The sequence below is a fragment of the Citrobacter sp. MGH110 genome, from assembly GCF_001037515.1.
Classification (GTDB): Bacteria; Pseudomonadota; Gammaproteobacteria; order Enterobacterales; family Enterobacteriaceae; genus Citrobacter; species Citrobacter portucalensis.
The window spans coordinates 1741304-1765419 of record NZ_KQ089830.1 but is presented as its reverse complement, the minus strand read 5'-3'; the positions used below and the strand labels follow the sequence as shown (position 1 = coordinate 1765419).

The 24116-nt window shown below is 52.5% G+C and carries 20 protein-coding genes; 7 read left to right on the top strand and 13 right to left on the bottom strand.

The genetic code is table 11. The features are described 5' to 3' along the window. Positions 1-5: 5 nt before the first annotated feature. Together SK38_RS08480 and comR are read right to left on the bottom strand one after the other, a co-directional pair. The gene (locus SK38_RS08480; protein WP_048235621.1) at positions 6-2186 is read right to left on the bottom strand and encodes a TonB-dependent siderophore receptor; all 2181 of its coding nucleotides are present in this window, start codon (positions 2184-2186) and stop codon (positions 6-8) included. Between the two features lie 255 nt (positions 2187-2441). After that, a complete protein-coding gene (comR, locus tag SK38_RS08475) occupies positions 2442-3077 on the bottom strand; it encodes a TetR family copper-responsive transcriptional repressor ComR (RefSeq protein ID WP_008784432.1) in 636 nt (211 codons plus the stop codon). Between the two features lie 243 nt (positions 3078-3320). Here comR and bhsA point away from each other — a divergent pair, with 243 nt between their 5' ends. Then, entirely contained in the window at positions 3321-3578 is a 258-nt protein-coding gene (gene bhsA, locus SK38_RS08470) for a multiple stress resistance protein BhsA (protein ID WP_003030810.1), read from the top strand. Positions 3579-3664: 86 nt separating this feature from the next. On the opposite strand, the gene ldtC is transcribed toward bhsA, so the two are convergent. From ldtC to SK38_RS08455, 3 genes are all read right to left on the bottom strand, one after another. Then, positions 3665-4630: a L,D-transpeptidase LdtC gene (ldtC, locus tag SK38_RS08465; RefSeq protein ID WP_032944376.1), complete on the bottom strand. Its 966-nt coding sequence runs from the start codon at positions 4628-4630 to the stop codon at positions 3665-3667. 155 nt (positions 4631-4785) lie between these two features. Next, positions 4786-8232, bottom strand: a complete 3447-nt coding sequence (gene mfd, locus SK38_RS08460) for a transcription-repair coupling factor (protein WP_048235620.1) — start codon at positions 8230-8232, stop codon at positions 4786-4788. Positions 8233-8350: 118 nt separating this feature from the next. Further along, positions 8351-9415 (bottom strand): acyltransferase family protein, encoded by a 1065-nt coding sequence (locus SK38_RS08455; protein ID WP_048235619.1) that lies wholly within the window; start codon positions 9413-9415, stop codon positions 8351-8353. A 261-nt stretch (positions 9416-9676) separates the two neighbouring features. Between SK38_RS08455 and lolC the strand changes: the two genes are divergently transcribed. The 5 genes from lolC (at position 9677) to cobB (ending at position 14652) form a co-directional block, all read left to right on the top strand. After that, the gene (lolC, locus tag SK38_RS08450; protein ID WP_032934420.1) at positions 9677-10876 is read left to right on the top strand and encodes a lipoprotein-releasing ABC transporter permease subunit LolC; all 1200 of its coding nucleotides are present in this window, start codon (positions 9677-9679) and stop codon (positions 10874-10876) included. Then, positions 10869-11570, top strand: coding sequence for a lipoprotein-releasing ABC transporter ATP-binding protein LolD (lolD, locus tag SK38_RS08445; protein WP_003832278.1), 702 nt, complete (start codon positions 10869-10871; stop codon positions 11568-11570). Before lolC ends, lolD begins: the two co-directional genes overlap by 8 nt. Continuing rightward, entirely contained in the window at positions 11570-12814 is a 1245-nt protein-coding gene (gene lolE / locus SK38_RS08440; RefSeq protein WP_003030804.1) for a lipoprotein-releasing ABC transporter permease subunit LolE, read from the top strand. The genes lolD and lolE overlap by 1 nt, the downstream gene beginning before the upstream one ends. 89 nt (positions 12815-12903) lie before the next feature. Beyond that, positions 12904-13815: an N-acetylglucosamine kinase gene (nagK, locus tag SK38_RS08435; protein ID WP_020996481.1), complete on the top strand. Its 912-nt coding sequence runs from the start codon at positions 12904-12906 to the stop codon at positions 13813-13815. A gap of 15 nt (positions 13816-13830) precedes the next feature. After that, positions 13831-14652 (top strand): Sir2 family NAD+-dependent deacetylase, encoded by an 822-nt coding sequence (gene cobB / locus SK38_RS08430; RefSeq protein ID WP_048235618.1) that lies wholly within the window; start codon positions 13831-13833, stop codon positions 14650-14652. A 21-nt stretch (positions 14653-14673) separates the two neighbouring features. Here the strand turns inward: cobB and SK38_RS08425 are convergent, their stop codons facing one another. The 5 genes from SK38_RS08425 to potA form a co-directional block, all read right to left on the bottom strand. Beyond that, positions 14674-15180 carry a methyltransferase family protein gene (locus SK38_RS08425; protein ID WP_008784438.1) on the bottom strand — a complete coding sequence of 169 codons (507 nt, stop codon included), beginning with the start codon at positions 15178-15180 and terminating at the stop codon, positions 14674-14676. Positions 15181-15317: 137 nt separating this feature from the next. After that, positions 15318-16364 carry a spermidine/putrescine ABC transporter substrate-binding protein PotD gene (gene potD / locus SK38_RS08420; protein ID WP_003030797.1) on the bottom strand — a complete coding sequence of 349 codons (1047 nt, stop codon included), beginning with the start codon at positions 16362-16364 and terminating at the stop codon, positions 15318-15320. A gap of 27 nt (positions 16365-16391) precedes the next feature. Then, entirely contained in the window at positions 16392-17171 is a 780-nt protein-coding gene (potC, locus tag SK38_RS08415) for a spermidine/putrescine ABC transporter permease PotC (RefSeq protein ID WP_003030794.1), read from the bottom strand. After that, on the bottom strand, positions 17168-18025 hold the full coding sequence (gene potB / locus SK38_RS08410) for a spermidine/putrescine ABC transporter permease PotB (protein WP_032943032.1): 858 nt from the start codon (positions 18023-18025) through the stop codon (positions 17168-17170). The genes potC and potB overlap by 4 nt, the downstream gene beginning before the upstream one ends. Next, the gene (gene potA / locus SK38_RS08405) at positions 18009-19145 is read right to left on the bottom strand and encodes a spermidine/putrescine ABC transporter ATP-binding protein PotA (RefSeq protein ID WP_003832287.1); all 1137 of its coding nucleotides are present in this window, start codon (positions 19143-19145) and stop codon (positions 18009-18011) included. The genes potB and potA overlap by 17 nt, the downstream gene beginning before the upstream one ends. Before the next feature lie 250 nt (positions 19146-19395). Here potA and pepT point away from each other — a divergent pair, with 250 nt between their 5' ends. After that, the gene (gene pepT, locus SK38_RS08400) at positions 19396-20622 is read left to right on the top strand and encodes a peptidase T (RefSeq protein ID WP_020996480.1); all 1227 of its coding nucleotides are present in this window, start codon (positions 19396-19398) and stop codon (positions 20620-20622) included. A 102-nt stretch (positions 20623-20724) separates the two neighbouring features. On the opposite strand, the gene roxA is transcribed toward pepT, so the two are convergent. The 3 genes from roxA to phoP form a co-directional block, all read right to left on the bottom strand. Beyond that, positions 20725-21846, bottom strand: coding sequence for a [50S ribosomal protein L16]-arginine 3-hydroxylase (gene roxA, locus SK38_RS08395; RefSeq protein WP_048235617.1), 1122 nt, complete (start codon positions 21844-21846; stop codon positions 20725-20727). 92 nt (positions 21847-21938) lie between these two features. Beyond that, positions 21939-23402: a two-component system sensor histidine kinase PhoQ gene (phoQ, locus tag SK38_RS08390; protein ID WP_048235616.1), complete on the bottom strand. Its 1464-nt coding sequence runs from the start codon at positions 23400-23402 to the stop codon at positions 21939-21941. Beyond that, positions 23402-24073, bottom strand: coding sequence for a two-component system response regulator PhoP (phoP, locus tag SK38_RS08385; protein ID WP_003846709.1), 672 nt, complete (start codon positions 24071-24073; stop codon positions 23402-23404). The genes phoQ and phoP overlap by 1 nt, the downstream gene beginning before the upstream one ends. Positions 24074-24116: the final 43 nt, after the last annotated feature.

Sequence of the window (24116 nt, the reverse complement as noted above, 5' to 3'; positions counted from 1 at the left end):
TTTTATCAGAAGGTTAAGGCGTAGTTCAGACCAAAAGTACGACCCCTGCCCTTGTATTCATACAGTGACGGGCTGCCGTAGGTTGGGCTATACAGCAGTGGCGCACGTTGTCCCCACAGTGTGGTGTACTCTTCATTCAGCAGGTTTTCCACGCTGAAGGTCAGCTTACCCAACGGGAGCTGATAGCTGCCGATAAAGTCCATCGTGTTATAGCCATCCAGCTTGTTACCGCTGGCGTCGGTCAGATCAAATGTTTGCTGGCTCTGTACGCGCAAGGTCCACGGTTCTGGTGCCCAGCCGACCCACGCGGTTGCTTTGGACGGTGAGGCCAGCGTGACATCCCATTTTTGCCATTTACCGTTCTGTTTCACTTCCGATTTAATGACGTTGAAGTTGCCACCCAGGCTCCAGTCCGTGTCCGCAATGAAATAATCCACCGCACCTTCAACGCCATAAATGCGGCGATCGTCGGGCTGAACGTTAATGGTCATATCGCTGCGGTTGATAACGATCGATTTATCTGAAGTCGAGTAGTAAGCGGCCAGTTGCGTGCGCAGACTATCGCCGGTGTAGCGCCACCCCAGTTCGTACGAGTTAACTTTAATCCCTTCCAGACGTGAATCCGCCACGTTGACGCTGCGCTGGAGCTGGTAATGATCGCCAACCAGCGAATAGGTACCGTTACCGTAATATTTCCCTGGGTCCGGAAGCTCCACGCCCTGAGAAAAGTTAAACCACGTTTGCTGACGGTCGGTCAGGTGGGCAAGGATACCGGCGTTGAACAGGAAATTATCGTAATCGGTTTTGCCGCCCGGAATAGTATCGGCAGAGTTCGCAAGCCCGGTCGCGATTCCCTGCTGTTGAGCATAGCCAACGAAATCATCAACCCTGTTTTCGGTCCACTGATAGCGCACGCCGCCGCTGAGGGTAAAAATGTCGTTAATGTCATAGCTGTTTTGCAGGAAAGGCGCGAAGTTGGTGATGCTGTAACCGGGGTAACGCCCGGTGGTATAAGCGGTACGGTTGTCCATGCCGCCGGAGGGCAGGGACCAGGCCAGATCGAAGAATTTCTGATTGGAGTCGAAGGTTTCGTGATCGGCATCGACACCCCACGTCAGCTCCCAGTTATCCATCAACTGGCTGTTGAGGGTAATTTTGGCACCAAACTGGTCTGTGTCCTGCTGTGATGCGGAGAAACTGGTGACTTTGCCTTTGCTGAGCGTAGGGAAGGGGTAGAATTTCAGCGATTCGTCACGGTAATAGATTTGGCTGACCAGGTTTTGGCCAAAAAAATCCGCATCTGAATATTGCAGGCTAATAAGATGACGTTCGGTGCCGGGAATACGATCGGAATTCAGTCCGCTGCTGGTATATGCTTTGCCGTTTCCGGTCACGGCGGACATGTTCTCGCCGAGATCCAGCCCGTAATCGTCATCCCCCTGACTTTTATAGTACTGCGTAACCAGTTGCAACTGACGGTTGTCGTCAAGTTCAATCGTCCCTGTGCCCATGACGTCCAGACGATCGGAGTGCTGTAACCCGGTTTGGGTGTTATCGAGCAGCAGGGCATCGTGATTACCGTCATACCAGCCGCCAAATCGTTGATACGCGACGGACATACGCCCGGAAGCGCGATCGGTTCCGCCACTCACCGCCGCGGCAACGCGTTCATCATGATCGTTGCTATTGTTGAAGCCGCTTTTGCTCCCCAGTTCGAGTTCTACTTCACGCTCCGGCTGACCTTTTTTGGTAACAATGTTGATTAATCCGCCGGTACTGCCACCGCCATAAAGTGAGGTTGCGCCTGAAATGACTTCAATGTGCGCAATGTTAAATGGGTCAATGGAGTCAAGCTGACGGCTGTCGGTTCGCGAGGAGTTCAGACGGACACCGTCAATTAGCACGACAATGGCGCGACCGCGCATGTTCATGCCGTAGTTTGTGCGTCCCTGGCTACTAACATCGATTCCTGGGATTAGCTGAGCAAGAACATCCTTGAACTCTTTTCCTCCCTGAACCTGTTGTTCAATCTCGCTTCCTTCAATAACCCAGGTTGTTTGCGCCATTTCTGCCACTGTGCGCTGGCTACGGTTGGCGCTGACGATGAGGTTCTCTTCCTCAGCCGCAACAGCGGGTAGAGTTAAAGATAACAGGAGAGGATTGAGCACCCAGAGACGCTTATGCATTTGTATTCCTTTTAAAAAAAGTCGGTCTGTTTTTGTTATAGCGGTAGAGAAACCGATGGTTACATTGTGAAACAGGCATTAAAACAAATGCGAATATTGCTGATAATAATTGTCGTTATCAATACTTTTTACAAAAAATGATCGGGTAACACGATGAAAACAATGAGAAATGTAGGGACAATAGAACGGGAATCTAACCGGGGGCTTTATCAGCTCCCGGTGGTGTGAGTACAGCGGGGGAATTGCGGGAAAGGGTTAAGCTTTGACGAGTTCGGGCCACAGTCGCAGGGTTGTGTGTGCGATCTGCATCAGTTTTTCAAACGTTGCGCCTTCACGGGCGCTGATCGACATACCTTGTAAAATACAGTTCAGGTATTCGGCCAGTTTTTGCACGTCGCAATGGGCCGGAATTTCGCCTCGTTGCTGGCGCTGGTGAAGGAACTGGGTAAGCGTCTGTTCCTGCATTGCATGGCGGGATTTCACCGTGTGTGCAATATCGCGAGAAGAGGCTGCCAGCGTCGCAGAAGTATTAATCATGAAACATCCCGCCGGGGTGTCCTTGCTGGTAAAGCAGGTCGCTATAGCGGTGAAATAGTCTTCCAGTGCGGACTCAAGGCTTTTTTCTTCACAAAACAGCTGGGCTTCGTGTTTCGCCGCAAAGCGGGTGATGTAGCGGTCCAGTACGGCACGGAACAACCCTTCTTTATTGGTGAACTCCGCATACAGCGTGGGCGCTTTTGCGCCGGTGGCTTCCACGAGATCGGCGAGCGAGGTCGCTTCATATCCGTGCTGCCAGAAGAGTGTCATGGCCTTATCAAGCGCGGCTTCCCTGTCGAACACTTTTGGTCGGCCACGGCTTTTTTTTGCACAACCTGTCGTTTCAGTTGTCATGGCGCCGATGTACCTTTGTTGGGTTTATTGAATAACCATTATAAAAATATTCGACTGCACACTCCAGCGGATTCACGATAAAAATAATTTATAGCTATTAGTATGAAAAATAAGACCTTTATATTTTATATAACGATCATTATAAAAAAATGTTGACGTGTGACCTGGATCACATCTATGATTTACCTATCGATCGTTAAGTTAATCTTTTCGACACCCATTCATCTGCTAAAGGTCACTATTATGAAAAACGTAAAAACACTGTTTGTTGCTGCTGTTCTTAGCTCACTGTCATTTGCAAGCTTTGCCGCTGTTGAAGTTCAATCCACTCCTGCGGGCCAAGAGAAAGTCGGTACTATTTCTGCGAATGCGGGGACTAACTTAGGTTCTTTGGAAGATCAACTGGCGCAGAAAGCCGATGAGATGGGTGCGAAGTCTTTCCGTATTACTTCCGTTACCGGTCCTAACACTCTTCACGGAACTGCTGTTATCTACAAATAAGATTTAACCCATCGCAATGCCACTGCGAGTTAAATAAAAAACCCCCGCGGAATAAAATCCAGCGGGGGTTTTTTTATACACTACGTTTACAGCGGTTGTTGAGCAACGTCATGATGACGGGTCACATCGACCGGCATGCCTGAGCGAATCTCCATCGCATGATCCATGACGGCGGTATCTGTTTGCGCCGCATTTTTAAATGTCTGCATGGACGCGTTCAGCACGATCGGCAGCAGTTGCGGGTCGTCATTGATTTTTTCGGACAGCGGTTGGTGTACTTCCACCAGGCGCACGCCGTTAGGCTCAACGGATGCTTTGATCGGCGTATTGATAATATTGACCTTAGTTCCGGGCGTTACCTGACGGAACAGGGTTTCTATATCACCGTCGCGCAGACGAATACAGCCGGAGCTGACGCGCATTCCGATGCCAAAATCAGCATTTGTACCGTGCAACAGGTACACGCCGCCGTATGCCGCTAAGCGAATCGCATGATGGCCCATCGGGTTATCCGGACCGGCAGGCACAACGGCAGGCAGGTCAATCCCGTTTGCTTTGTATCGCGCGCGGATATTTGCCGTCGGCGTCCAGGTGGGGTTGGCGCGTTTATCAGAGATGGTGGTTACCATCGTAGGCGTCAGCGTGTCACCACCTAACTGGCCAATACCAATAGGATACACGGTCACCGAATTGGTCCCCGGCTGGTAATAATAAAGACGCAGTTCGGCGAGGTTGATAACAATACCTTCGCGCGGGGCGTCAGGTAGCAGAGTTTGTAACGGGATCGTCAAAACGCTGCCCGGACGTGGTACGTAAGGGTCAACGCCAGGGTTGGCCTGCAGCAGCGCGAGAAAGCCGACATTGTACTTTTTCGCAATCGCTTCCAGAGAACCGCCATTGTCTTCAACAACGTGAACGGCATTCTGACCCACCAGACGGCTTCCCGGTGGCGGCAGCGGCCAGGTGTTTGCCTGAGCCGGAAGTGCTAACGCGAATGTCGCTGCAAGCGTAAAAAACGCGAGCCAGCGAGAGAGTCGTTTATTGTTTAACATCACCATAAATCCATTGTTTTTACGTGGTTTTTATTATGTAAAAGTAAAGGAGAATTATGGCTGTTTGCTGTGTCGGGAAGTGCAGGGAAGTGCAAAGAGTTTGTAAATTCATCAGGCCGGGTGAGTGGTGTGCTCACCCGGCCTGTTCACTATGCTTATGCTACGGCGTTTTCTTCAAGCTGACGCATAAACTGGCGGACCCAGTCGATCCGCGTTTTACGCTCGCTCAACTCCTGCATAAATTTCAGCCGGGTTGGACCGTCCAGACGGAAGTGCTGCGGCTGCTTTTGCAGTAAACCAATCAGCCAGACCGGGTTGACGTGGTTTTTCTCGGCAAATTCAATGGTACCGCCTTTTTCATTGCCTTCGAGCTTTCTGATCCCCAGTTTCTGCGCCTGCTGGCGTAAACGGGCGATATCCAGCAGCGTACGAGCCGGGTCGGGCAGCAGGCCAAAACGGTCTATCAGCTCAACCTTAATTTCTTCCAGTTCGTTTTCGCCTTTCGCACTGGCAATGCGCTTGTAGAACGACAGTCGGGTGTTTACATCCGGGATATAGTCATCCGGCAGCAGAGACGGCATGCGCAGTTCAACTTCGGTTTGCTGGCTGGTGAGATCTTCCAGTGACGGTTCACGCCCTTCTTTGAGCGCATCGACCGCGTTTTCCAGCAGTTCCATATACAGCGAGAAGCCGATGCTTTCCATGGAACCACTCTGATCTTCACCCAGTAATTCCCCGGCGCCGCGAATTTCGAGGTCGTGGGTCGCCAGCGCAAAACCTGCGCCCAAATCTTCCAGCGAGGCGATGGCTTCCAGACGTTTTTGCGCGTCGGTGGTCATTGCTTTCGGATGCGGCGTCAGCAGCCAGGCGTAAGCCTGGTGGTGAGAACGTCCCACACGACCGCGCAGCTGGTGTAATTGCGCTAAACCGAAGTGATCCGCTCGTTCGATGATGATGGTGTTAGCGGTGGGGATGTCGATCCCGGTTTCGATAATGGTGGTACACACCAGCACGTTAAAACGCTGATGGTGGAAATCGTTCATCACGCGTTCCAGTTCGCGCTCGCGCATTTGTCCGTGACCGATACCAATACGCGCTTCCGGCACCAGTTCTGCTAATCTGTCAGCGGTTTTCTGGATGTTTTCGACGTCGTTAAACAGATAATAAACTTGTCCCCCGCGCAGAACTTCACGCAGGATCGCCTCGCGTACCACCAGGTTGTCGTATTCGCGCACGAAGGTTTTGACCGCCAGACGACGAGCGGGTGGCGTGGCGATAATCGACAGATCGCGCATGCCGCTCATTGCCATATTGAGCGTACGTGGAATTGGCGTTGCCGTCAGGGTCAGAATATCGACATCTGCGCGCATCGCCTTGATGCGTTCTTTGTGGCGCACGCCGAAACGGTGCTCTTCATCGACAATCAGCAGACCCAGATCTTTTAACTTCACATCCGCTTGCAGCAGTTTGTGCGTGCCGATGAGAATATCAATTTTTCCCTCGGCAACTTGCTCCAGAATCTGCGCTTGCTCTTTGGCGCTACGGAAACGGGACAACATCTCAATGCGTACCGGCCAGTTGGCAAAGCGGTCGCGGAAGTTGTCGAAGTGCTGCTGTGCGAGCAGGGTGGTCGGCACCAGCACGGCAACCTGCTTGTGGTTCTCTACGGCGAGAAAGGCCGCGCGCATCGCGACTTCGGTTTTACCAAAGCCGACGTCGCCGCAGACCAGGCGGTCCATGGCCAGCGGTTGACACATATCGCTGAGTACTGCGTTAATCGCCTGCGCCTGGTCAGGCGTGGTTTCAAACGGGAAGCTGTCGCAAAACAGCTGATACTGTTCACGGTCATGCTTAAAGGCAAAGCCTTCTTTCGCCGCGCGCTGGGCATAAATATCCAGCAGCTCTGCCGCAACATCGCGCACCTTCTCAGCGGCTTTCTGTCGGGCACGTGACCAGGCATCGCCGCCAAGTTTATGCAGCGGCGCATTCTCTTCTGCGCCACCTGCATAGCGGCTGATCAGATGCAGTGACGACACCGGCACGTACAGTTTGGCGTCGTTGGCATAGGTGAGCATCAGATATTCACCGGTGATGCCGCCCGCTTCCAGCGTGGTCATACCGGCATAACGACCCACGCCATGCTCCAGATGCACCACCGGCTGACCGGGATGCAGCTCTGCGAGGTTACGAATTAACGTATCCGGGTTGATGGTGCGACGAGAATCCTGGCGGCGGCGCGCCACGCGTTCCCCAAGCAGATCGCTTTCACAAATCAGCGCCAGATTGCGTTTGCTATCGATGAAGCCGTGCTCAGCTGCGCCAATCATCAGATAACGACCGTTATCTACGGCTTCATCGAGTCGCAATATCCGCTTCGGCGCCACTTTGATACGGGCGAGCAGTTCGCCAAGTGCTTCACGGCGGCCTTCACTTTCCACCGAGAAAATCACCGGACCGGTGAAGCCTTCAAGGAATTTACGTAACGCATCTAACGGCGCTTTTTGCTGTGCCTGAACGGCGATATCCGGCAGCTTCTGGAACCCGAGGTTAGTATTCGCTGCTTTGTTCGCCAGACTCTCGGTTTTCAGTTGAACGCGCGGCCAGCGTTTAAGTTCAGAAAACAGCTCATCAACCCGCAGCCACAGCGATTCCGGCGGCAGAAGCGGGCGCATCGGATCAACACCGCGATTTTCAAAGCGTGACAGGGTATCGGCCTGGAAGCGTTCTGCGCTGGTCTCGATATCACCGGTATTCACCAATAACGTATTGGCGGGGAAGTAGCTGAACAGCGGCGGCAGCGGCTCGCTGAAAAACAGCGGTTGCCAGTATTCAATACCCGCAGGTAACGTGCCTTTGCTGACCTGCTGGTAAATATGTTCGGCGTCGCGTTTCACCTCAAAGGCATCGCGCCACTGGCTACGGAATAGTTCGATGGCCGTTTTGTCAGTCGGGAATTCGTGTGCGGGAAGCAAATTAATGGCATCGACTTCTTCCAGCGTGCGCTGGGTGTCGGTATCAAACAGACGCAGGCTGTCGATTTCGTCATCAAAGAAATCCAGACGATAAGGCAACTCGCTGCCCATCGGGAACAAATCCAACAACGCGCCGCGCGTGGCATATTCGCCGTGTTCCATGACCTGATCAACATGGCGATAGCCCGCACTGTCCAGCTGTTCACGCAGAGCGTCACGTGAAAGTCGCTGGCCCTTTTTCATGACCAGCGCATGACCGTGCAGATAGCTGTGCGGACAAACGCGCTGCATCAGTGTATTTACCGGAACGATCAGCACGCCGCGCTGCATGGCAGGCAGTTGATACAGCGTGGAGAGCCGCGAGGAGATAATCTCCTGATGGGGAGAAAAGCTGTCGTAGGGTAGCGTTTCCCAGTCGGCCAGGTTCATCACCATCTGGTCAGTAAACTGACGAATTTCATCATGCAAACGCAGCGCATTTTGCATGTCCGGCGCGATCAGGACCACTGGACCCGCGTGATGTTCGGCGATTTCGGCGACCAGCGTTGCGCAGGCGGCACCGGTAAGCTCACCTAACTGGCGCTGATCGCCAGCTTTCGCCGGGAGCGTGTAACGATGTTGTTCAGGCATTCGGTTGTCAGGATCTCGTTTAGATATACATCTGATAAGCAATGTTCTTTATTATCCGTGATCGTTTCTCATAAGCAAATTGATTCGCCCCCTGATGGGGGCAAAAAGCGCGTAGGGGTTAGCGCGAGACAACTGATAAAGAAGGTGGGGAAAAGAGCAGGTCGGCCACTGTTTTTTGTGAAATTTTACGTACCAACAGGCCAAACAAGGTGCACAGTAGCAGGCAGGCGAACGGATACACCAGCAGCAGGGCCAGCTCCGCATATGCAGGCCAGGCGGTATGATTGATTTTGGGGATTAGCGTTAAGCTGAACAGCTCAACCAGAATACGGTGGGTGGTGTAGATGGCGATGGTATTGGCACCAATCACGCTTAACGGGCCGGACTCACGCATACCAAAGCGCAACTCAAATTGATAAAACAGCTTCATGATCAGCACAATGGAAAGCAGAGAAAGTAATAGTGAGACATTTGCCAACCACGCGACGACGGCGGCAATTGCGCTAACCAGAACAATGACCGCATGGCGGCGCAGGGGCACCTCCTTGATCCATACCATTAGCGTTGCGCCAAACCATGCACCGAGGCTGTACCAGGGCAGATTGCGAATCACGCTGTTCATTCCCCACCACGGCGTCGGGACAAAATTGATCGCCACGCTCAGCACCACAAATAACGCCAACAGCGGCACCGCCCAGCGGCTGAAAATCTTACACAGAACAAAATAGACAATCAGCGCGTACAGATACCACAAGCTGGTGCTGGCGGTCAGCATTCCGTGGGTAAAACCCGCGATCGAATCGGCATACGCGGCGTTGGCGGCATGACTCAGATCGCGCTGTGGGGCCAGCCAGTTATTGAGCGCGACTAACGCCAGCCATTGCACCACTCCCCAAAGCACCAGCACCCAGGCAATGCTCCAGATCCGCTTATCCACGCAGGTAGGCCACGGGACGCTATCAATGTAGCGACGGATCAGATACCCAGAAATAAAGAAAAAGACCGGCATGCGAAACGGCGCCAGGTACAAATTGAGGTAAATCCAGCATTTGCTCAGCAGCTCTGAAAGCGGATGCTGAAAAGTAGTGAGGTGCGGGTAAAACGTGATTACCGAGTGGTAAATCACCACCAGACAAATACATAACCCTTTGATTTTATTAATCCATAGTTCTTTTTTCTTCATCGAGACGGCGTATCCATATTGTTGGCTATAGCCTGCCATCCTGCGCAACCCGCTGTGCGCTGTAATGCGTAACTGTCTGCATTTTGTTTTTTTAAGATAAAGATCAGGGACCCGGGCTGAAGGGTAGAGGGACAACTTTAGCGAATTGATTTATTTATACTTTTAGGAATAGTGCTGACGAACACTTACGGTTCAGTCATTTACCCATTCCGCTTTCGCTTATATACTCGTGACTTTGCTAACAGCAACCAGACGGATTTCATGTACCAACCTGTCGCTCTATTCATCGGCCTGCGTTATATGCGTGGGCGTGCAGCAGATCGCTTCGGTCGCTTCGTTTCCTGGCTCTCCACCATAGGCATTACTCTCGGGGTAATGGCGCTGGTCACGGTGTTGTCGGTGATGAACGGTTTCGAGCGCGAGCTGCAAAACAATATTCTTGGCCTGATGCCTCAGGCCGTACTCTCGTCTGAACAGGGTTCCCTCAACCCGCAACAACTGCCGGAAAAAGCGGTGGTGTTGAACGGCGTCAACCGCGTTGCACCCATAACTACGGGAGATGTGGTGCTGCAAAGCGCGCGTAGCGTGGCGGTCGGCGTGATGCTCGGTATCGATCCGGCGCAAAAAGATCCGTTAACACCGTATCTGGTCAATGTGAAGCAAACAGATCTGCAACCGGGTAAGTATAATGTCATCCTCGGCGAGCAACTTGCCGGGCAACTGGGCGTGAACCGTGGCGATCAAATCCGTGTGATGGTGCCCTCGGCCAGCCAGTTTACGCCGATGGGGCGTTTGCCGAGCCAGCGTTTGTTTACGGTGATTGGCACTTTCGCCGCCAACAGCGAAGTCGATGGCTACCAGATGCTGACCAACATTCAGGATGCCTCGCGTCTGATGCGCTATCCGGTGGGTAATATCACTGGCTGGCGTCTGTGGCTGAACGAACCGTTAAAAGTTGACACGCTGAGCCAGCAAACACTGCCGCAGGGCACCAAATGGCAGGACTGGCGCGAGCGCAAAGGGGAACTGTTCCAGGCCGTGCGCATGGAAAAGAACATGATGGGGCTGCTGCTTAGCCTGATCGTGGCGGTGGCAGCTTTTAATATTATTACCTCGCTGGGTCTGATGGTAATGGAGAAGCAAGGGGAAGTGGCGATTTTACAAACGCAGGGGCTAACGCCGCGGCAGATAATGATGGTGTTTATGGTTCAGGGGGCCAGTGCCGGGGTGATTGGCGCGCTGCTGGGCGCTGTACTGGGTGCCTTGCTCGCCAGCCAACTGAACAATCTGATGCCAATTATTGGTGTGCTGCTGGATGGCGCTGCGCTGCCGGTCGCTATCGAGCCGCTGCAGGTTATCGTCATTGCGCTGGTGGCGATGGCCATCGCGCTGCTGTCTACGCTTTATCCTTCCTGGCGCGCTGCCGCCACTCAACCCGCTGAGGCTTTACGTTATGAATAAGATCCTGTTGCAATGCGACAACCTGTGCAAACGCTATCAGGAAGGCACTGTGCAGACCGATGTACTGCACGATGTCAGTTTTTGCGTCGGCGAAGGTGAGATGATGGCGATTGTCGGCAGCTCAGGCTCCGGCAAGAGTACGTTGCTGCATCTGTTAGGTGGGTTGGATACCCCGACTTCCGGCGACGTCATTTTTAGCGGTCAGCCAATGAGTAAGCTCTCGTCGGCGGCGAAAGCGGAACTGCGTAATCAGAAGCTGGGCTTTATTTACCAGTTCCACCATTTGCTGCCGGATTTTACGGCGCTGGAAAACGTAGCGATGCCGCTGCTGATCGGCAAGAAAAAACCGGCTGAAATTACCGAGCGCGCACGGGATATGCTGAAAGCGGTAGGGTTGGATCATCGTGCCAGTCATCGCCCGTCTGAACTGTCTGGCGGCGAACGCCAGCGGGTGGCCATCGCGCGTGCGCTGGTGAATAACCCGCGTCTGGTCCTGGCGGATGAGCCAACGGGTAACCTGGATGCGCGTAACGCGGACAGCATTTTCGAGCTTCTGGGTGAGCTGAACCGCTCTCAGGGCACGGCATTTCTGGTGGTGACGCACGATCTGCAACTGGCGAAGCGGATGAGTCGCCAGCTTGAAATGCGCGATGGTCGCCTGACGGCTGAACTGAGCCTGATGGGAGCTGAGTAATGGCTTCGCCTTTATCGTTATTGATTGGTCTGCGCTTTAGCCGTGGTCGGCGGCGCGGCGGTATGGTTTCGTTAATTTCGGTGATATCTACCGTTGGCATCGCGTTGGGTGTGGCGGTGTTGATCGTCGGTTTAAGTGCCATGAACGGATTTGAGCGTGAGCTGAATAACCGTATTCTGGCCGTAGTCCCACACGGAGAGATTGAAGCCGTAAATCAGCCGTGGAATAACTGGCAGGAAGCGCTCGACAAGGTACAAAAAGTGCCGGGTATTGTCGCCGCGGCGCCTTATATCAACTTTACCGGACTGGTGGAGAGCGGGGCGAACTTACGCGCGGTGCAGGTGAAGGGCGTAGACCCGAAACAGGAACAGCGTTTAAGCGCGTTGCCATCCTTTGTGCAAAACCACGCCTGGGATAATTTTAAAGCCGGTGAACAACAAATCATCATTGGTAAGGGTATTGCCGATGCGCTGAAGGTGAAGCAGGGTGACTGGGTGTCGATTATGATCCCTAACGCCAGTGCGGATCATAAGCTACAGCAGCCTAAACGCGTGCGTTTGCACGTGACGGGGATCCTGCAACTGAGCGGTCAGCTCGATCACAGCTTTGCCATGATTCCAATGGAAGATGCGCAGCAATATCTTGATATGGGAACCAGCGTTTCCGGGATCGCGCTGAAGGTTAACGACGTGTTTAACGCCAATAAGCTGGTGCGAGACGCGGGTGAAGTCACCAATAACTATGTTTACATCAAGAGCTGGATCGGCACCTACGGCTATATGTACCGCGATATTCAGATGATCCGCGCCATTATGTATCTGGCTATGGTGCTGGTAATTGGCGTGGCCTGTTTTAATATCGTTTCCACGTTAGTGATGGCGGTAAAAGACAAAAGCGGCGATATTGCGGTATTAAGAACCCTCGGGGCGAAAGATGGGTTGATCCGTGCCATTTTTGTCTGGTACGGCCTGCTGGCGGGTCTGTTCGGTAGCCTGATAGGCGTCGTCATCGGGGTGGTTGTCTCGTTGCAACTGACGCCGATCATAAACGGGATTGAGGCGCTTATCGGCCATCAGTTCCTGTCCGGCGATATCTATTTCATTGACTTCCTGCCATCGGAATTACACTGGCTGGATGTGATTTACGTGCTGGTGACAGCACTCGTGCTGAGTCTTTTGGCAAGTTGGTATCCGGCGCGTCGCGCCAGCAATATTGATCCTGCGAGAGTACTTAGCGGCCAATAACAACAATAATACACGACAGCATTCATGCTGCATCAAGGCGTAACTAACGTAGAGGCATCTTGAAGGATGACGTGTATCAAGGAGCGGTGATGTATTACGGATTTGACATCGGCGGGACCAAAATTGCGCTGGGCGTGTTTGATAAGCAACGTCGTCTGCAATGGGAAACTCGCGTTCCTACGCCTCGCGACAGCTACGACGCTTTCCTTGATGCGGTCTGCAATCTGGTGACGGAAGCGGATCAGCGGTTCGGCATCAAAGGTTCGGTAGGCATCGGCATTCCGGGCATGCCGGAAACCGAAGACGGCACGCTGTACGCGGCCAATGTTCCTGCCGCCAGTGGCAAACCGCTCCGCGCCGATCTCAGCGCTCGCCTTGACCGCGATGTGCGTCTGGATAACGATGCGAACTGTTTTGCTCTCTCCGAAGCCTGGGATGACGAGTTCACCCAATATCCGCTGGTGATGGGGTTGATCCTCGGTACGGGCGTCGGCGGCGGCCTGGTGCTTAACGGGAAATCCATCACCGGACGCAGCTATATCACCGGTGAGTTTGGTCATATTCGTTTGCCGGTCGATGCGCTGACGCTGATGGGCTTTGATTTCCCGCTGCGCCGCTGCGGATGCGGTCAACTGGGATGCATCGAAAGCTATCTTTCCGGCGGTGGATTTGCGTGGTTGTATCAGCATTACTACCATCAACCGCTGGATGCCCGCGAAATCATCGCGCTGTGGGAGCAGGGTGACGAACACGCGCGTGCCCACGTTGAACGCTATCTGGATTTGCTGGCAGTGTGTCTTGGGAATATCCTGACTATCGTCGATCCTGATTTGGTGGTGATTGGCGGAGGCTTGTCGAATTTTACCGCTATTACGACGCAACTGGCGGATCGACTGCCACGTCATCTGCTGCCGGTTGCCCGGGTACCGCGTATTGAGCAGGCACGGCACGGTGATGCCGGCGGGATGCGCGGGGCTGCTTTCCTACATCTTACCGATTAATACAAAGAGGTTGTTATGCTGTCGCGTCGGGGTCATCGGTTAAGCCGCTTTCGTAAAAATAAACGCCATTTGCGCGATCGCCTGCGTCAACGAATCTTTTTCAGAGACAGAGTGGTGCCTGAATTGATGGAAAAACCAAGAGTGCTGGTACTGACTGGAGCGGGAATCTCCGCTGAGTCAGGAATTCGAACATTCCGCGCGGCGGATGGTCTCTGGGAAGAACATCGGGTAGAGGACGTTGCGACTCCGGAAGGATTTAGTCGAAACCCGGAACTGGTTCAGTCGTTTTATAACGCCCGTCGCCATCAGTTGCAGCAGCCTGAAATCCAACCCAACGCGGCGCATATCGCACTGGCAAAACTCGAAGCCGAGCTGGGCGATCGTTTTTTACTGGTGACGCAGAACATTGATAATCTGCATGAGCGTGCGGGCAGCCAGAACGTTATCCATATGCACGGCGAGTTGCTCAAAGTTCGCTGTTCGCAAAGCGGGCAGATTCTGGAATGGACGGGCGATGTGACACCGGAAGATAAATGTCATTGCTGCCAGTTTCCGGCACCGCTGCGACCACACGTAGTGTGGTTTGGTGAAATGCCGCTGGGTATGGATGAAATTTATATGGCACTGGCAATGGCAGATGTGTTCATTGCGATTGGCACATCGGGACATGTTTATCCGGCAGCGGGTTTTGTGCATGAGGCGCGACTGCATGGGGCACATACGGTAGAACTCAATCTCGAACCGAGCCAGGTAGGCAGCGAGTTTGAAGAGAAGTATTACGGTCCGGCAAGCCGGGTAGTGCCTGAGTTCGTTGAGAAGTTATTGAAAGGGCTGTAACGGCTATCCGGATAATACTGTTTAAGCCTGTACAAGCTGGCGGTCCTCACGCAGGGCCGCCATAATCAAAAATCCTACGATGTAAAAACAACAGATCAGCCCCAGTGCGCTCAGCCATATGGGTAGTCGGGTAATGTAAACCAGGCTGCACGAGATAATCACCAGAATAATTCCGGTATACATGGGGTGCGCAATCCAGGCAAAAATGCCGCGCGTAACCCTTTTTGCACGAGGTAAATAGTAGCCTGTCCATGTGTGGCTCTCCCCCAAATCCCATTTTCCTTTGATGACCAGCGCGTTACCTACGATCGCCAAAATCAGACATCCCCACTCCACCGGGCCAATCTGATGACTGAAAAACAGGCTATAACCAAAAACCAGGATCGGTATTAAAAAGGTGAGCCGTAGCAGGCGGGTTGCGGTGACAGGCAGCAAAGGACGAGCGTTTACCGGCTGCTTACGTGGGAGAATCACCAGCGTAAATACGATCAGATTAGCCAACTCAAGTAGCAGCCAGAGTGTTGTCATTGGAAGCCTCAGATGCCGGCCTGGAATACTGTAAGCATAGCCAGAAACTGGGGAGCGGGAATCAGCCGAAAGGCGTAAAAAGTAGGGATTGGCAGGTAGCAACCCGGCGCAGCGACGCCTGCCGGGTTGCACGAGTATTAGCGTCCTGCTTTTAGCTTCTGATAATACTCTTCGTAGATAGCGCTGGCGGAACCGACATCGTTTTGCCATTCCCCTTTGTTGATGGTTTCCGCGTCAGGGTAGAGCGTTTTGTCGTTCGCGACCTCAGGACTTAACAGCTTGCGTGCTGCCAGGTTCGGCGTCGGGTAACCGATAGTTTCTGCGACTTCTTTCGCGACGTCCGGGCGCAGCAGGAAGTTAATCAGCTTCAGCGCACCTTCTTTGTTTTTCGCGTTAGCCGGAATAGACAGGCTGTCCATCCAGAAAATGCCACCTTCTTTCGGCCATACCACTTCCAACGGTGTGCCCGCCTGACGCGCAACATACGCGGAGCCGTTCCACACCATCCCCAGATTAACTTCGCCTTCCATATACGGGTTGGCCGGGTTGTCAGAGTTAAATGCCGCAACGTTAGGCATCAGCTTCTTCAACTCGTTATAGGCGGCTTCAATCTCTTTAGGATCGGTGGTATTGCCGGAATATCCCAGCTTGCGCAGCGCCATCTGGAACACTTCTCGCGCATCATCCGTTAACAGCAGACTGCCTTTGTACTCCGGCTTCCACAGATCGGCCCAACTGGTGACGGTTTTCGGATCGATAGCATCGCTGTTGACGCCAATGGCCGTTGCACCCCAGATATACGGGATGGAGTAGTCATTGTTTGGGTCAAACGGCTTGTTGAGCATTTCCGGATCGAGGTTGTGGAAGTTGGTCAACGTCGACTTGTCGATCTTCTGGATCATGCCTTCTTTACGCATTTTATCGACGTAATAGGTGGACGGAACCACCAAATCGTATGCGCCGTCTTTATAGGTTTTGAGCTTGGCGTACATGGTTTCATTCGACTCGTAGGTCGAATAGATAACCTTAATGCCGGTTTCTTTGGTGAACTGTTCCAGCAGACCCGGTGGGACATACTCGGTCCAGTTATAGAAATAGAGCGTGTTGTTGTCATTCGCGTGAGCGGCGCTCATGCCCAGTGCCAGAGCACCCGCCGCGAGCAGGTGGCGTGACCATTTTTTCATCATTTAACGTCCCCTGAATTAAGGGCCTTAGCGGCCCTTGGTTTTATCACGTGCAATAAGCTGGCTGGCAATCACCATAACCAGCGACAGAACCAACAAAATGGTCGCCAGCGCGTTCACCTCTGGCGATACGCCGACTTTAACCATTGAGTAGATTTTTAATGGCAAAATTTCATAACCCGGTCCGGTGACGAAAGATGAAACAACAACATCATCCATCGACAGCGTAAAACTCAGCAACCAACCCGCAGCCACCGCAGGCATAGCCAGTGGCAGTATTATCTTGCGCAGAATAGTTACTTCGCTGGCACCCAAATCTTTAGCCGCCTCAAGCATGCGGACATCAAAACCTTTCAGGCGAGAGTAAACCGTCACCACCACAAAAGGCAGACAAAAAGTGATATGCGAGAACAGCAGCGACCAGAAGCCCAGTTGAATGCCGATCAGCATAAACAGCACCAGCAGAGATATTGCCATCACAATATCCGGCGACATCATCACCACGAACAGCATGCCACTGACGAACGGTTTACCGCGAAAACGGTAACGGTACAGCGCAACCGCAGTGAGTGAGCCGATCAAGGTGGCAAAGGTGGCGGATAGCACCGCCATCGTCAGCGAGTGCTGCGCCGCCTGCAACAGGCTGTCGTTATTCATCAGCAGGCCGTACCATTTAGTAGTAAAACCCTGCCAGTTGATGCCAAAGCGCGAACTGTTAAAGGAGTTCACAATCAGAATGATGATTGGAATATACAGATACGCGTAGATAGCGGTCATAAAACCGCCGCGAAGCAGTCGACCGATCATTCGAGTTCCACCTTCTTGTTCAGTAAGCGGGAGGCGCGCCAGTAGATCAGCAGCATCAGACCCATCACGATGGTCAGCGTAATGCTGGTGGCTGCACCAAACGGCCAGTCGCGGATGTTCAGGAACTGAACTTTAATTACGTTACCAATCAGCAGGTTTTTCGCGCCGCCCATTAAGTCGGAAACGTAAAACAGCCCCATTGCGGGCAGCATGACCAGCAGGCATCCGGCGATAATTCCCGGCATCGTCAACGGAATAATGATGCGGGTGAAGGTCTGAAGCTTACTGGCGCCTAAATCGCGTGCGGCTTCCAGCAGCGGTTTATCGAGCTTTTCAATGCTGGAATAGAGCGGCATCACCATAAACGGCAGCAGGATGTATACAAGCCCGATAATCACCGCGCTGGGTGTAAACATAATGCGAATGGGTGTATCGATAACGCCGAGCCATAACAGAAACTCGTTGAGATAGCCTTTGGTACTGAGGAAAATTTTGAGTCCGTAGATGCGAATCAGAGAATTGGTCCAGAACGGAACAATCAGCAGGAACAGCAGCAGCGGGCGTACTTTTTCCGGCAGTTTCACCAAAAACCAGGCAAACGGGTAGCCGAGTACCAGACAGGCGAGCGTGGCAATCAGCGCCATATTGAGGGAGTGAACCAGTACCTCAAAATAGAGCGGATCGAGCAGGCGCGTATAGTTCTCCAGCGTAAAGACCATTTTGACGAAATTGGCGTCGTCACGGGTCAAAAAGCTGGTGCCGATGATCATCAGGTTGGGCAGAAAGACAAATAACACAAGCCAACCGACAATGGTGAAGATCACCACACTCTGGAATTTACTTGTGCTCTTCATCAGCCAGTACGACCTCCCAGCTTTCTACCCAGTTAATTGCCATTTTCTGGTCGAGCGAGTGGTCAAAGTCAGGATCGTCTTCGTTGAAGAATTCGCTGACCATCACCATCTTGCCATTTTCCAGTTCCACAACCGACTCCAGCGTCATGCCTTTGTAGTTGCGTTCGCGCACGTAGCCGATCAGGCCTTCGATATGATTATCATCATTGATTTCATCAACGCGCAAATCTTCAGGGCGTAACAGGACGTGCAGCTTTTGTCCGGGAACTACCGCGAAGTTGACATAAATATTGCACTCGCGGCCTTCAACGTTAGCACGAACACGCTGTTCATCCAGACGTTCAATCACCGTGGCGTTAAACATATTGATCTCGCCGATAAACCCGGCGACAAACAGATTCTTTGGCTCTTCGTAGATTTCGCGCGGCGTACCGTCCTGCTCAATCTTACCATCGCGCATCACCACGATGCGGTCGGACATGGTTAGCGCTTCTTCCTGATCGTGTGTGACAAAGACAAAAGTGATACCAAGCTTACGCTGCAGTGCTTTCAGTTCATTCTGCATCTGCTTACGCAGTTTGTAGTCCAGCGCAGAGAGGGATTCATCTAACAAGAGTAAGCGGGGTTTGTTGACCACTGCTCGGGCAATCGCTACGCGCTGCTGCTGTCCGCCGGAAAGTTGATGCGGTTTTCTCTGGGCGAACTCTTCCAGTTGCACCATGCGCAGGGCTTCGGTAACGCGGGGAGAAATGTCGGCTGCGGGCGTTTTTTGCATGCGCAAACCAAAGGCCACATTCTCAAACACAGTCATGTGGGGGAATAGCGCATAGCTTTGGAAGACGGTATTCACGTAGCGATTTTCCGCTGGAACGTGAGTGATGTCCTCGTTGTCCAACAAAATATGACCGGAATCAACCGTTTCCAGACCGGCAATCAGGCGAAGAACGGTTGTTTTACCGCAGCCAGAGGGGCCAAGCAGCGTAAGAAACTCGCCATTATTGATGGTCAAATCCAGGCTGGAAATCACCTCTTTGCCATCGAAACTTTTGCGAATTCCCGCTAATTGCACCAATGGAGAAAGCGAACGCGGTTGTTTATTCAATTTTTTACTCTGTCCCATGTAAACGCAACGGATGGCTGACCGATGCGGGGTTTGTGGTTAACCACCTTGATGACTCTTAATGAGGGCCGTTATTCTACGGCAAACCATTGTAATCGCCAATCCTTGTTGCGAATTACTGACTTAGCCCTATAGTCAGAGGGGATGTCAGGGCGAAATATTCTCACTTGCGGGGATAAAAGTGACCTGACGCAATATTTGTCTTTTGTTGCTTATTGATAATGTTGTCACAAAAAGTGAGGGTGACTGCATGGATAAACTACTTGAGCGTTTTTTACACTACGTGTCGCTGGACACCCAATCAAAATCGGGCGTGCGGCAGGTTCCCAGCACCGAAGGACAGTGGAAATTATTACAACTGCTCAAACAACAGCTCGAAGAGATGGGGCTGGTTAATATTTCACTGAGCGAAAAAGGTACGCTGATGGCAACGTTACCCGCGAACGTTGCTGGTAATATTCCTGCGATCGGCTTTATTTCCCATGTGGATACCTCACCGGATTTCAGCGGTAAAAATGTCAATCCGCAAATCGTTGAAAACTATCGCGGTGGCGATATTGCGTTAGGCATTGGTGATGAAGTTTTATCGCCGGTGATGTTCCCGGTGCTGCATCAACTTCTGGGTCAGACGCTGATCACCACAGACGGTAAAACGTTGCTGGGCGCGGATGATAAAGCAGGCGTGGCGGAAATCATGACCGCGCTGGCTGTGCTTATCCAAAAAGATATTCCGCACGGTGATATCCGCGTAGCCTTTACGCCGGACGAAGAAGTGGGTAAAGGGGCGAAGCATTTTGATGTTGCGGCATTCGATGCGCAGTGGGCCTATACCGTTGACGGTGGTGGCGTAGGTGAGCTGGAGTTTGAAAACTTCAACGCCGCGTCGGTCAATATCAAAATTGTTGGCAACAATGTGCATCCCGGCACCGCAAAAGGGGTGATGGTGAATGCGCTGTCGCTGGCGGCGCGTATTCACGCTGAGGTCCCGGCAGATGAAAGCCCGGAGAAGACGGAAGGCTACGAAGGCTTTTATCATCTGGCGAGCATGAAAGGGACGGTCGATCGGGCGGATATGCACTACATTATTCGTGATTTTGACCGTAAGCAGTTTGAAGCGCGTAAACGCAAGATCATGGATATCGCCAAGAAGGTCGGCAAAGGGTTACACCCGGACTGCTATATCGAACTGGTGATTGAAGACAGTTACTACAATATGCGCGAAAAAGTGATTGAGCATCCGCACGTGCTGGATATCGCCCAGCAGGCGATGCGCGATTGCGATATTGAGCCGGTACTGAAACCGATCCGTGGCGGCACTGACGGCGCACAGCTGTCATTTATGGGATTACCATGTCCGAATCTGTTCACCGGCGGCTACAACTATCATGGTAAGCATGAGTTTGTAACCCTGGAAGGAATGGAAAAAGCGGTGCAGGTGATTGTGCGTATTGCTGAATTGGCCGCGAAACAAAAATAAAATATGTGTAGTTGCCGGATGGCGCTTTGCTTATCCGGCCTACAATATTTCACTCCAGTAGGCCTGATAAGACGCATGGCGTCGCATCAGGCACAGTCCGCATTACCCTTCGAAGAACCAGTACCCGCTGTTGACCAGCGCGGCAAGCATGGCAAGGAAAGAAGGATCTTCCAGCGCATCCTCAAAGTTCTCAGCCGTCAGCACAATATGACTGGCCAGCGCTTCCAGCGCAGGACGATGCGGCGAATCAATTTTCTCACCGTTAGCGTAGACGTCATCGCCAATGCGCAATACGCGCAACCCGCCCAGACGCACTAACACATCACCTTGTTTCAGGGCATCATAAATTTCGTCTGGCTGATACGGTGGCTCCGGCGGGGCGATATCCAGCTCATGACGAGACTGAGAGATAAATTCGCCAAACCATTGCTGGAAATGTTCTGGCTGATTAATCAGGCCCAGCATCATTTCGCGCAGTTTGTCCATCTCCTGCGGTAGAACGTCGGCAGGATGATCGCGCGGTGGCAGATCAGGATCGCTGTAATAGGTGCTGCCCAGTTCGCGTTGTAAAACGTAATCGGCGAACCCGCTGATCAGCTCGCGAGTGTTTGGCGCACGGAAACCGACCGAATAGTTCATCGCGTTTTCTAACGCATAGCCTTCGTGCGGGAATCCCGGTGGAATGTACAGGATATCGCCGGGTTCCAGCTCTTCATCGATGATAGCTTCAAACGGGTCGACCTGAAGGAGATCCGGGTGAGGGCAGTGCTGCTTCAACTGCAGCTTTTCGCCTACGCGCCAGCGACGACGACCGATTCCCTGAATGATAAATACATCGTACTGATCCAGGTGCGGGCCAACGCCTCCACCGGGTACAGAGAAAGAAATCATCAGATCGTCGATACGCCAGTCCGGTAATTCACGGAACGGGCGCATCAGCGCGGCGGTAGGTTCGTGCCAGTGGTTGACCGCCTGCACCAGCAAAGACCAGTTGTTCTCGCCAAGATGGTCGTAGCTTTCGAAGGGACCGTGGCTAACCTGCCATTTACCATCCTGATGGCTGACGAGTCGGCTGTCGACTTCGCTTTCCATTGCCAGTCCAGCCAGTTCGTCAGGAGAAAGAGGATCAATAAAGTTATTAAACCCGCGTTTTAAGACCACCGGGCGTTTCTGCCAGTGGCGTTCAAGAAAATCGGGCCAATTAAGTGTGAGTTGGTATTCCATAGTGAGCATCCCGCAGGCTGGTATCTGCAACCGATTATAACGGATACTTAACCTCAAGCGTGAAGTCAGTACATATTTATTACATGCGACGATTACTCGTCTTTCTGGCCCGGCTGCTGGCGACCAAAAATAACTTCCATGCGCGCGCCACCCAGCAGGCTATCACCAGCAATAATCTGCCCGTCATACTGTTCGGTGATTTCTCGCGCCACCGCCAGACCGACGCCTTGTCCTGGACGTAGCGTATCTACGCGCTGTCCGCGGTCAAACACCACTTCCCGTTTGCTTTGCGGAATACCAGGACCATCGTCTTCGACCAGAATATGCAGCTGATCCTCAGACAGTTGCGCCGAAATCTCGACAAACTCCAGACAATATTTACAGGCGTTATCCAAGACGTTGCCCAACACCTCGACAAAGTCATTCTGTTCGCCCACAAAGCTGATCTCAGGTGAGATATCGAGATTAATGTTGACCCCTTTACGCTGATACACTTTATTCAGCGCCGAGGTGAGCTTATCCAGCAACGGCGCGACCGGGTGCAGCTCGCGGCTGAGTAGGGCACTGCTGCCACGCATACTGGCGCGATGCAGGTAATAGCCTATCTGTTGGGAAATACGGCTGATTTGTTCCAGCATGATAGGCTCTGCGTCGCTGACGTTCATTTTTTCATTACGCATTGAGCGCAGCGTACTTTGCAGTACCGCCAGTGGCGTTTTCAGGCTATGAGTGAGATCGGTTAATGTGGTGCGGTATTTATCGTAGCGCTCACGTTCACTTTTTAAAAGTCGATTGAGATTACGAACCAGGCTGGTCAATTCGCGTGTGGTAGCGGGGTTTAGCATCTCACGATGATGTTCCTCAAGCTCACGGACTTCGCGGGCCAGCGATTCAATCGGCCGCAGGCTCCACCAGGCGGCCACCCATAACAGCGGAATGACCAGCAACAGATTGGCGACCAGCACATAAATAAACCAACTCCAGACCATATAAGAGCGCTTCAGCTCTATAGGAATAGTGTCGACAACCACAATGGTCAGTTGCGGCATTCTGGCAGTGGCGGGGTAGACGTTCACCGCCACCGAGTGGGTCATTTCGGCGTCGTCATCATCTTCTCTGACCTCTTTTAACTGTTGCTGAGCGGAGTGATCTTCGCCCAGTAAAATGCTGGTGGCGTCTACATTGGCTTCAATTTCATGAAAACCGTTCGTTTTTAGCCAGTCCGGTTGGATACTTTTCGTCAGCCAGGGAACATTGCGCTGCGCCCACAACAACTCACCGCTTTCGTTATAGATCAGCGACATTGTTGGGCTTTGCATATCGAGATTTTCAGGCAACTCGACGTTTATCTTGCCGTTTTCCCACTTTGCCAGGGTATAAAACAGATTACTTTCACCCCGTAGCAGGCGAAACGTTGTCTTATCAAAGCTGACGCTGTAGCCCACCAGAGCAACCATGCCGTAGGCCAGCGAGAGCACTAATACAACGCCTGCGGTTGCCAGTAAAAAGCGCAACCGTAGCGATAGCGGGAAAAAATGACGCAATAGTTTATTCATTAGCGCAGTTCAAAAAGATATCCCTGACCACGCACGGTGGTGATGACGTCGTCCGGATACTGCGCCTGAATTTTCTTACGCAGACGCCCCATTAGAACATCAATGGTGTGACTTTCGCGCAGCTCGGCATCCGGGTAAAGCTGCAGCATGAGCGAATCTTTACTGACCACTTTGCCATTATTACGGATGAGGGTTTCCATAATGGTGTATTCAAATGCAGTGAGCTTGATAACTTCATCATTGACGGATAACTCGCGTCGAGAGAGGTCCACCTGAAAAGGCGGAAGGGAGATAATTTGCGATGCCAGACCGCTGTTGCGGCGCATCAGTGCCTGCATGCGCGCAGCCACTTCTTCGATGTGAAACGGTTTGGTGACGTAATCGTCAGCACCGGCGCTGAGGACTTCCACTTTATCCTGCCAGCCTTCACGCGCGGTTAATACCAGAATTGGCAGCGAAACCTCATTACTGCGCCAGCGGCGGATCAGCGACAAACCATCTTCATCGGGGAGTCCTAAATCAACGATCGCGATATCCGGCAGATGTTCATTCAGATAATAGTCCGCTTCCTTCGCATCTTCTGCATCATCCACCTGATGCCCTAAATCCTGTAACTGAACCTTGAGGTGGTGGCGTAATAAAGCATTATCCTCGACAACCAGTACGCGCATCATCGTTTCTCCCTAAAATAATGGTATGAATAGTTTAACGCTG

Coding starts and splice junctions, on each gene's coding strand:
- nagK (WP_020996481.1), top strand. CDS start 12,904: ATGTATTACGGATTTGACATCGGCGGGACCAAAATTGCGCTGGGCGTG.
- lolD (WP_003832278.1), top strand. CDS start 10,869: ATGAATAAGATCCTGTTGCAATGCGACAACCTGTGCAAACGCTATCAG.
- roxA (WP_048235617.1), bottom strand. CDS start 21,846: ATGGAATACCAACTCACACTTAATTGGCCCGATTTTCTTGAACGCCAC.
- cobB (WP_048235618.1), top strand. CDS start 13,831: ATGCTGTCGCGTCGGGGTCATCGGTTAAGCCGCTTTCGTAAAAATAAA.
- lolC (WP_032934420.1), top strand. CDS start 9,677: ATGTACCAACCTGTCGCTCTATTCATCGGCCTGCGTTATATGCGTGGG.
- SK38_RS08425 (WP_008784438.1), bottom strand. CDS start 15,180: ATGACAACACTCTGGCTGCTACTTGAGTTGGCTAATCTGATCGTATTT.
- mfd (WP_048235620.1), bottom strand. CDS start 8,232: ATGCCTGAACAACATCGTTACACGCTCCCGGCGAAAGCTGGCGATCAG.
- bhsA (WP_003030810.1), top strand. CDS start 3,321: ATGAAAAACGTAAAAACACTGTTTGTTGCTGCTGTTCTTAGCTCACTG.
- potB (WP_032943032.1), bottom strand. CDS start 18,025: ATGAAGAGCACAAGTAAATTCCAGAGTGTGGTGATCTTCACCATTGTC.
- potD (WP_003030797.1), bottom strand. CDS start 16,364: ATGAAAAAATGGTCACGCCACCTGCTCGCGGCGGGTGCTCTGGCACTG.
- phoP (WP_003846709.1), bottom strand. CDS start 24,073: ATGCGCGTACTGGTTGTCGAGGATAATGCTTTATTACGCCACCACCTC.
- SK38_RS08480 (WP_048235621.1), bottom strand. CDS start 2,186: ATGCATAAGCGTCTCTGGGTGCTCAATCCTCTCCTGTTATCTTTAACT.
- phoQ (WP_048235616.1), bottom strand. CDS start 23,402: ATGAATAAACTATTGCGTCATTTTTTCCCGCTATCGCTACGGTTGCGC.
- potC (WP_003030794.1), bottom strand. CDS start 17,171: ATGATCGGTCGACTGCTTCGCGGCGGTTTTATGACCGCTATCTACGCG.
- lolE (WP_003030804.1), top strand. CDS start 11,570: ATGGCTTCGCCTTTATCGTTATTGATTGGTCTGCGCTTTAGCCGTGGT.
- ldtC (WP_032944376.1), bottom strand. CDS start 4,630: ATGTTAAACAATAAACGACTCTCTCGCTGGCTCGCGTTTTTTACGCTT.
- SK38_RS08455 (WP_048235619.1), bottom strand. CDS start 9,415: ATGAAGAAAAAAGAACTATGGATTAATAAAATCAAAGGGTTATGTATT.
- potA (WP_003832287.1), bottom strand. CDS start 19,145: ATGGGACAGAGTAAAAAATTGAATAAACAACCGCGTTCGCTTTCTCCA.
- pepT (WP_020996480.1), top strand. CDS start 19,396: ATGGATAAACTACTTGAGCGTTTTTTACACTACGTGTCGCTGGACACC.
- comR (WP_008784432.1), bottom strand. CDS start 3,077: ATGACAACTGAAACGACAGGTTGTGCAAAAAAAAGCCGTGGCCGACCA.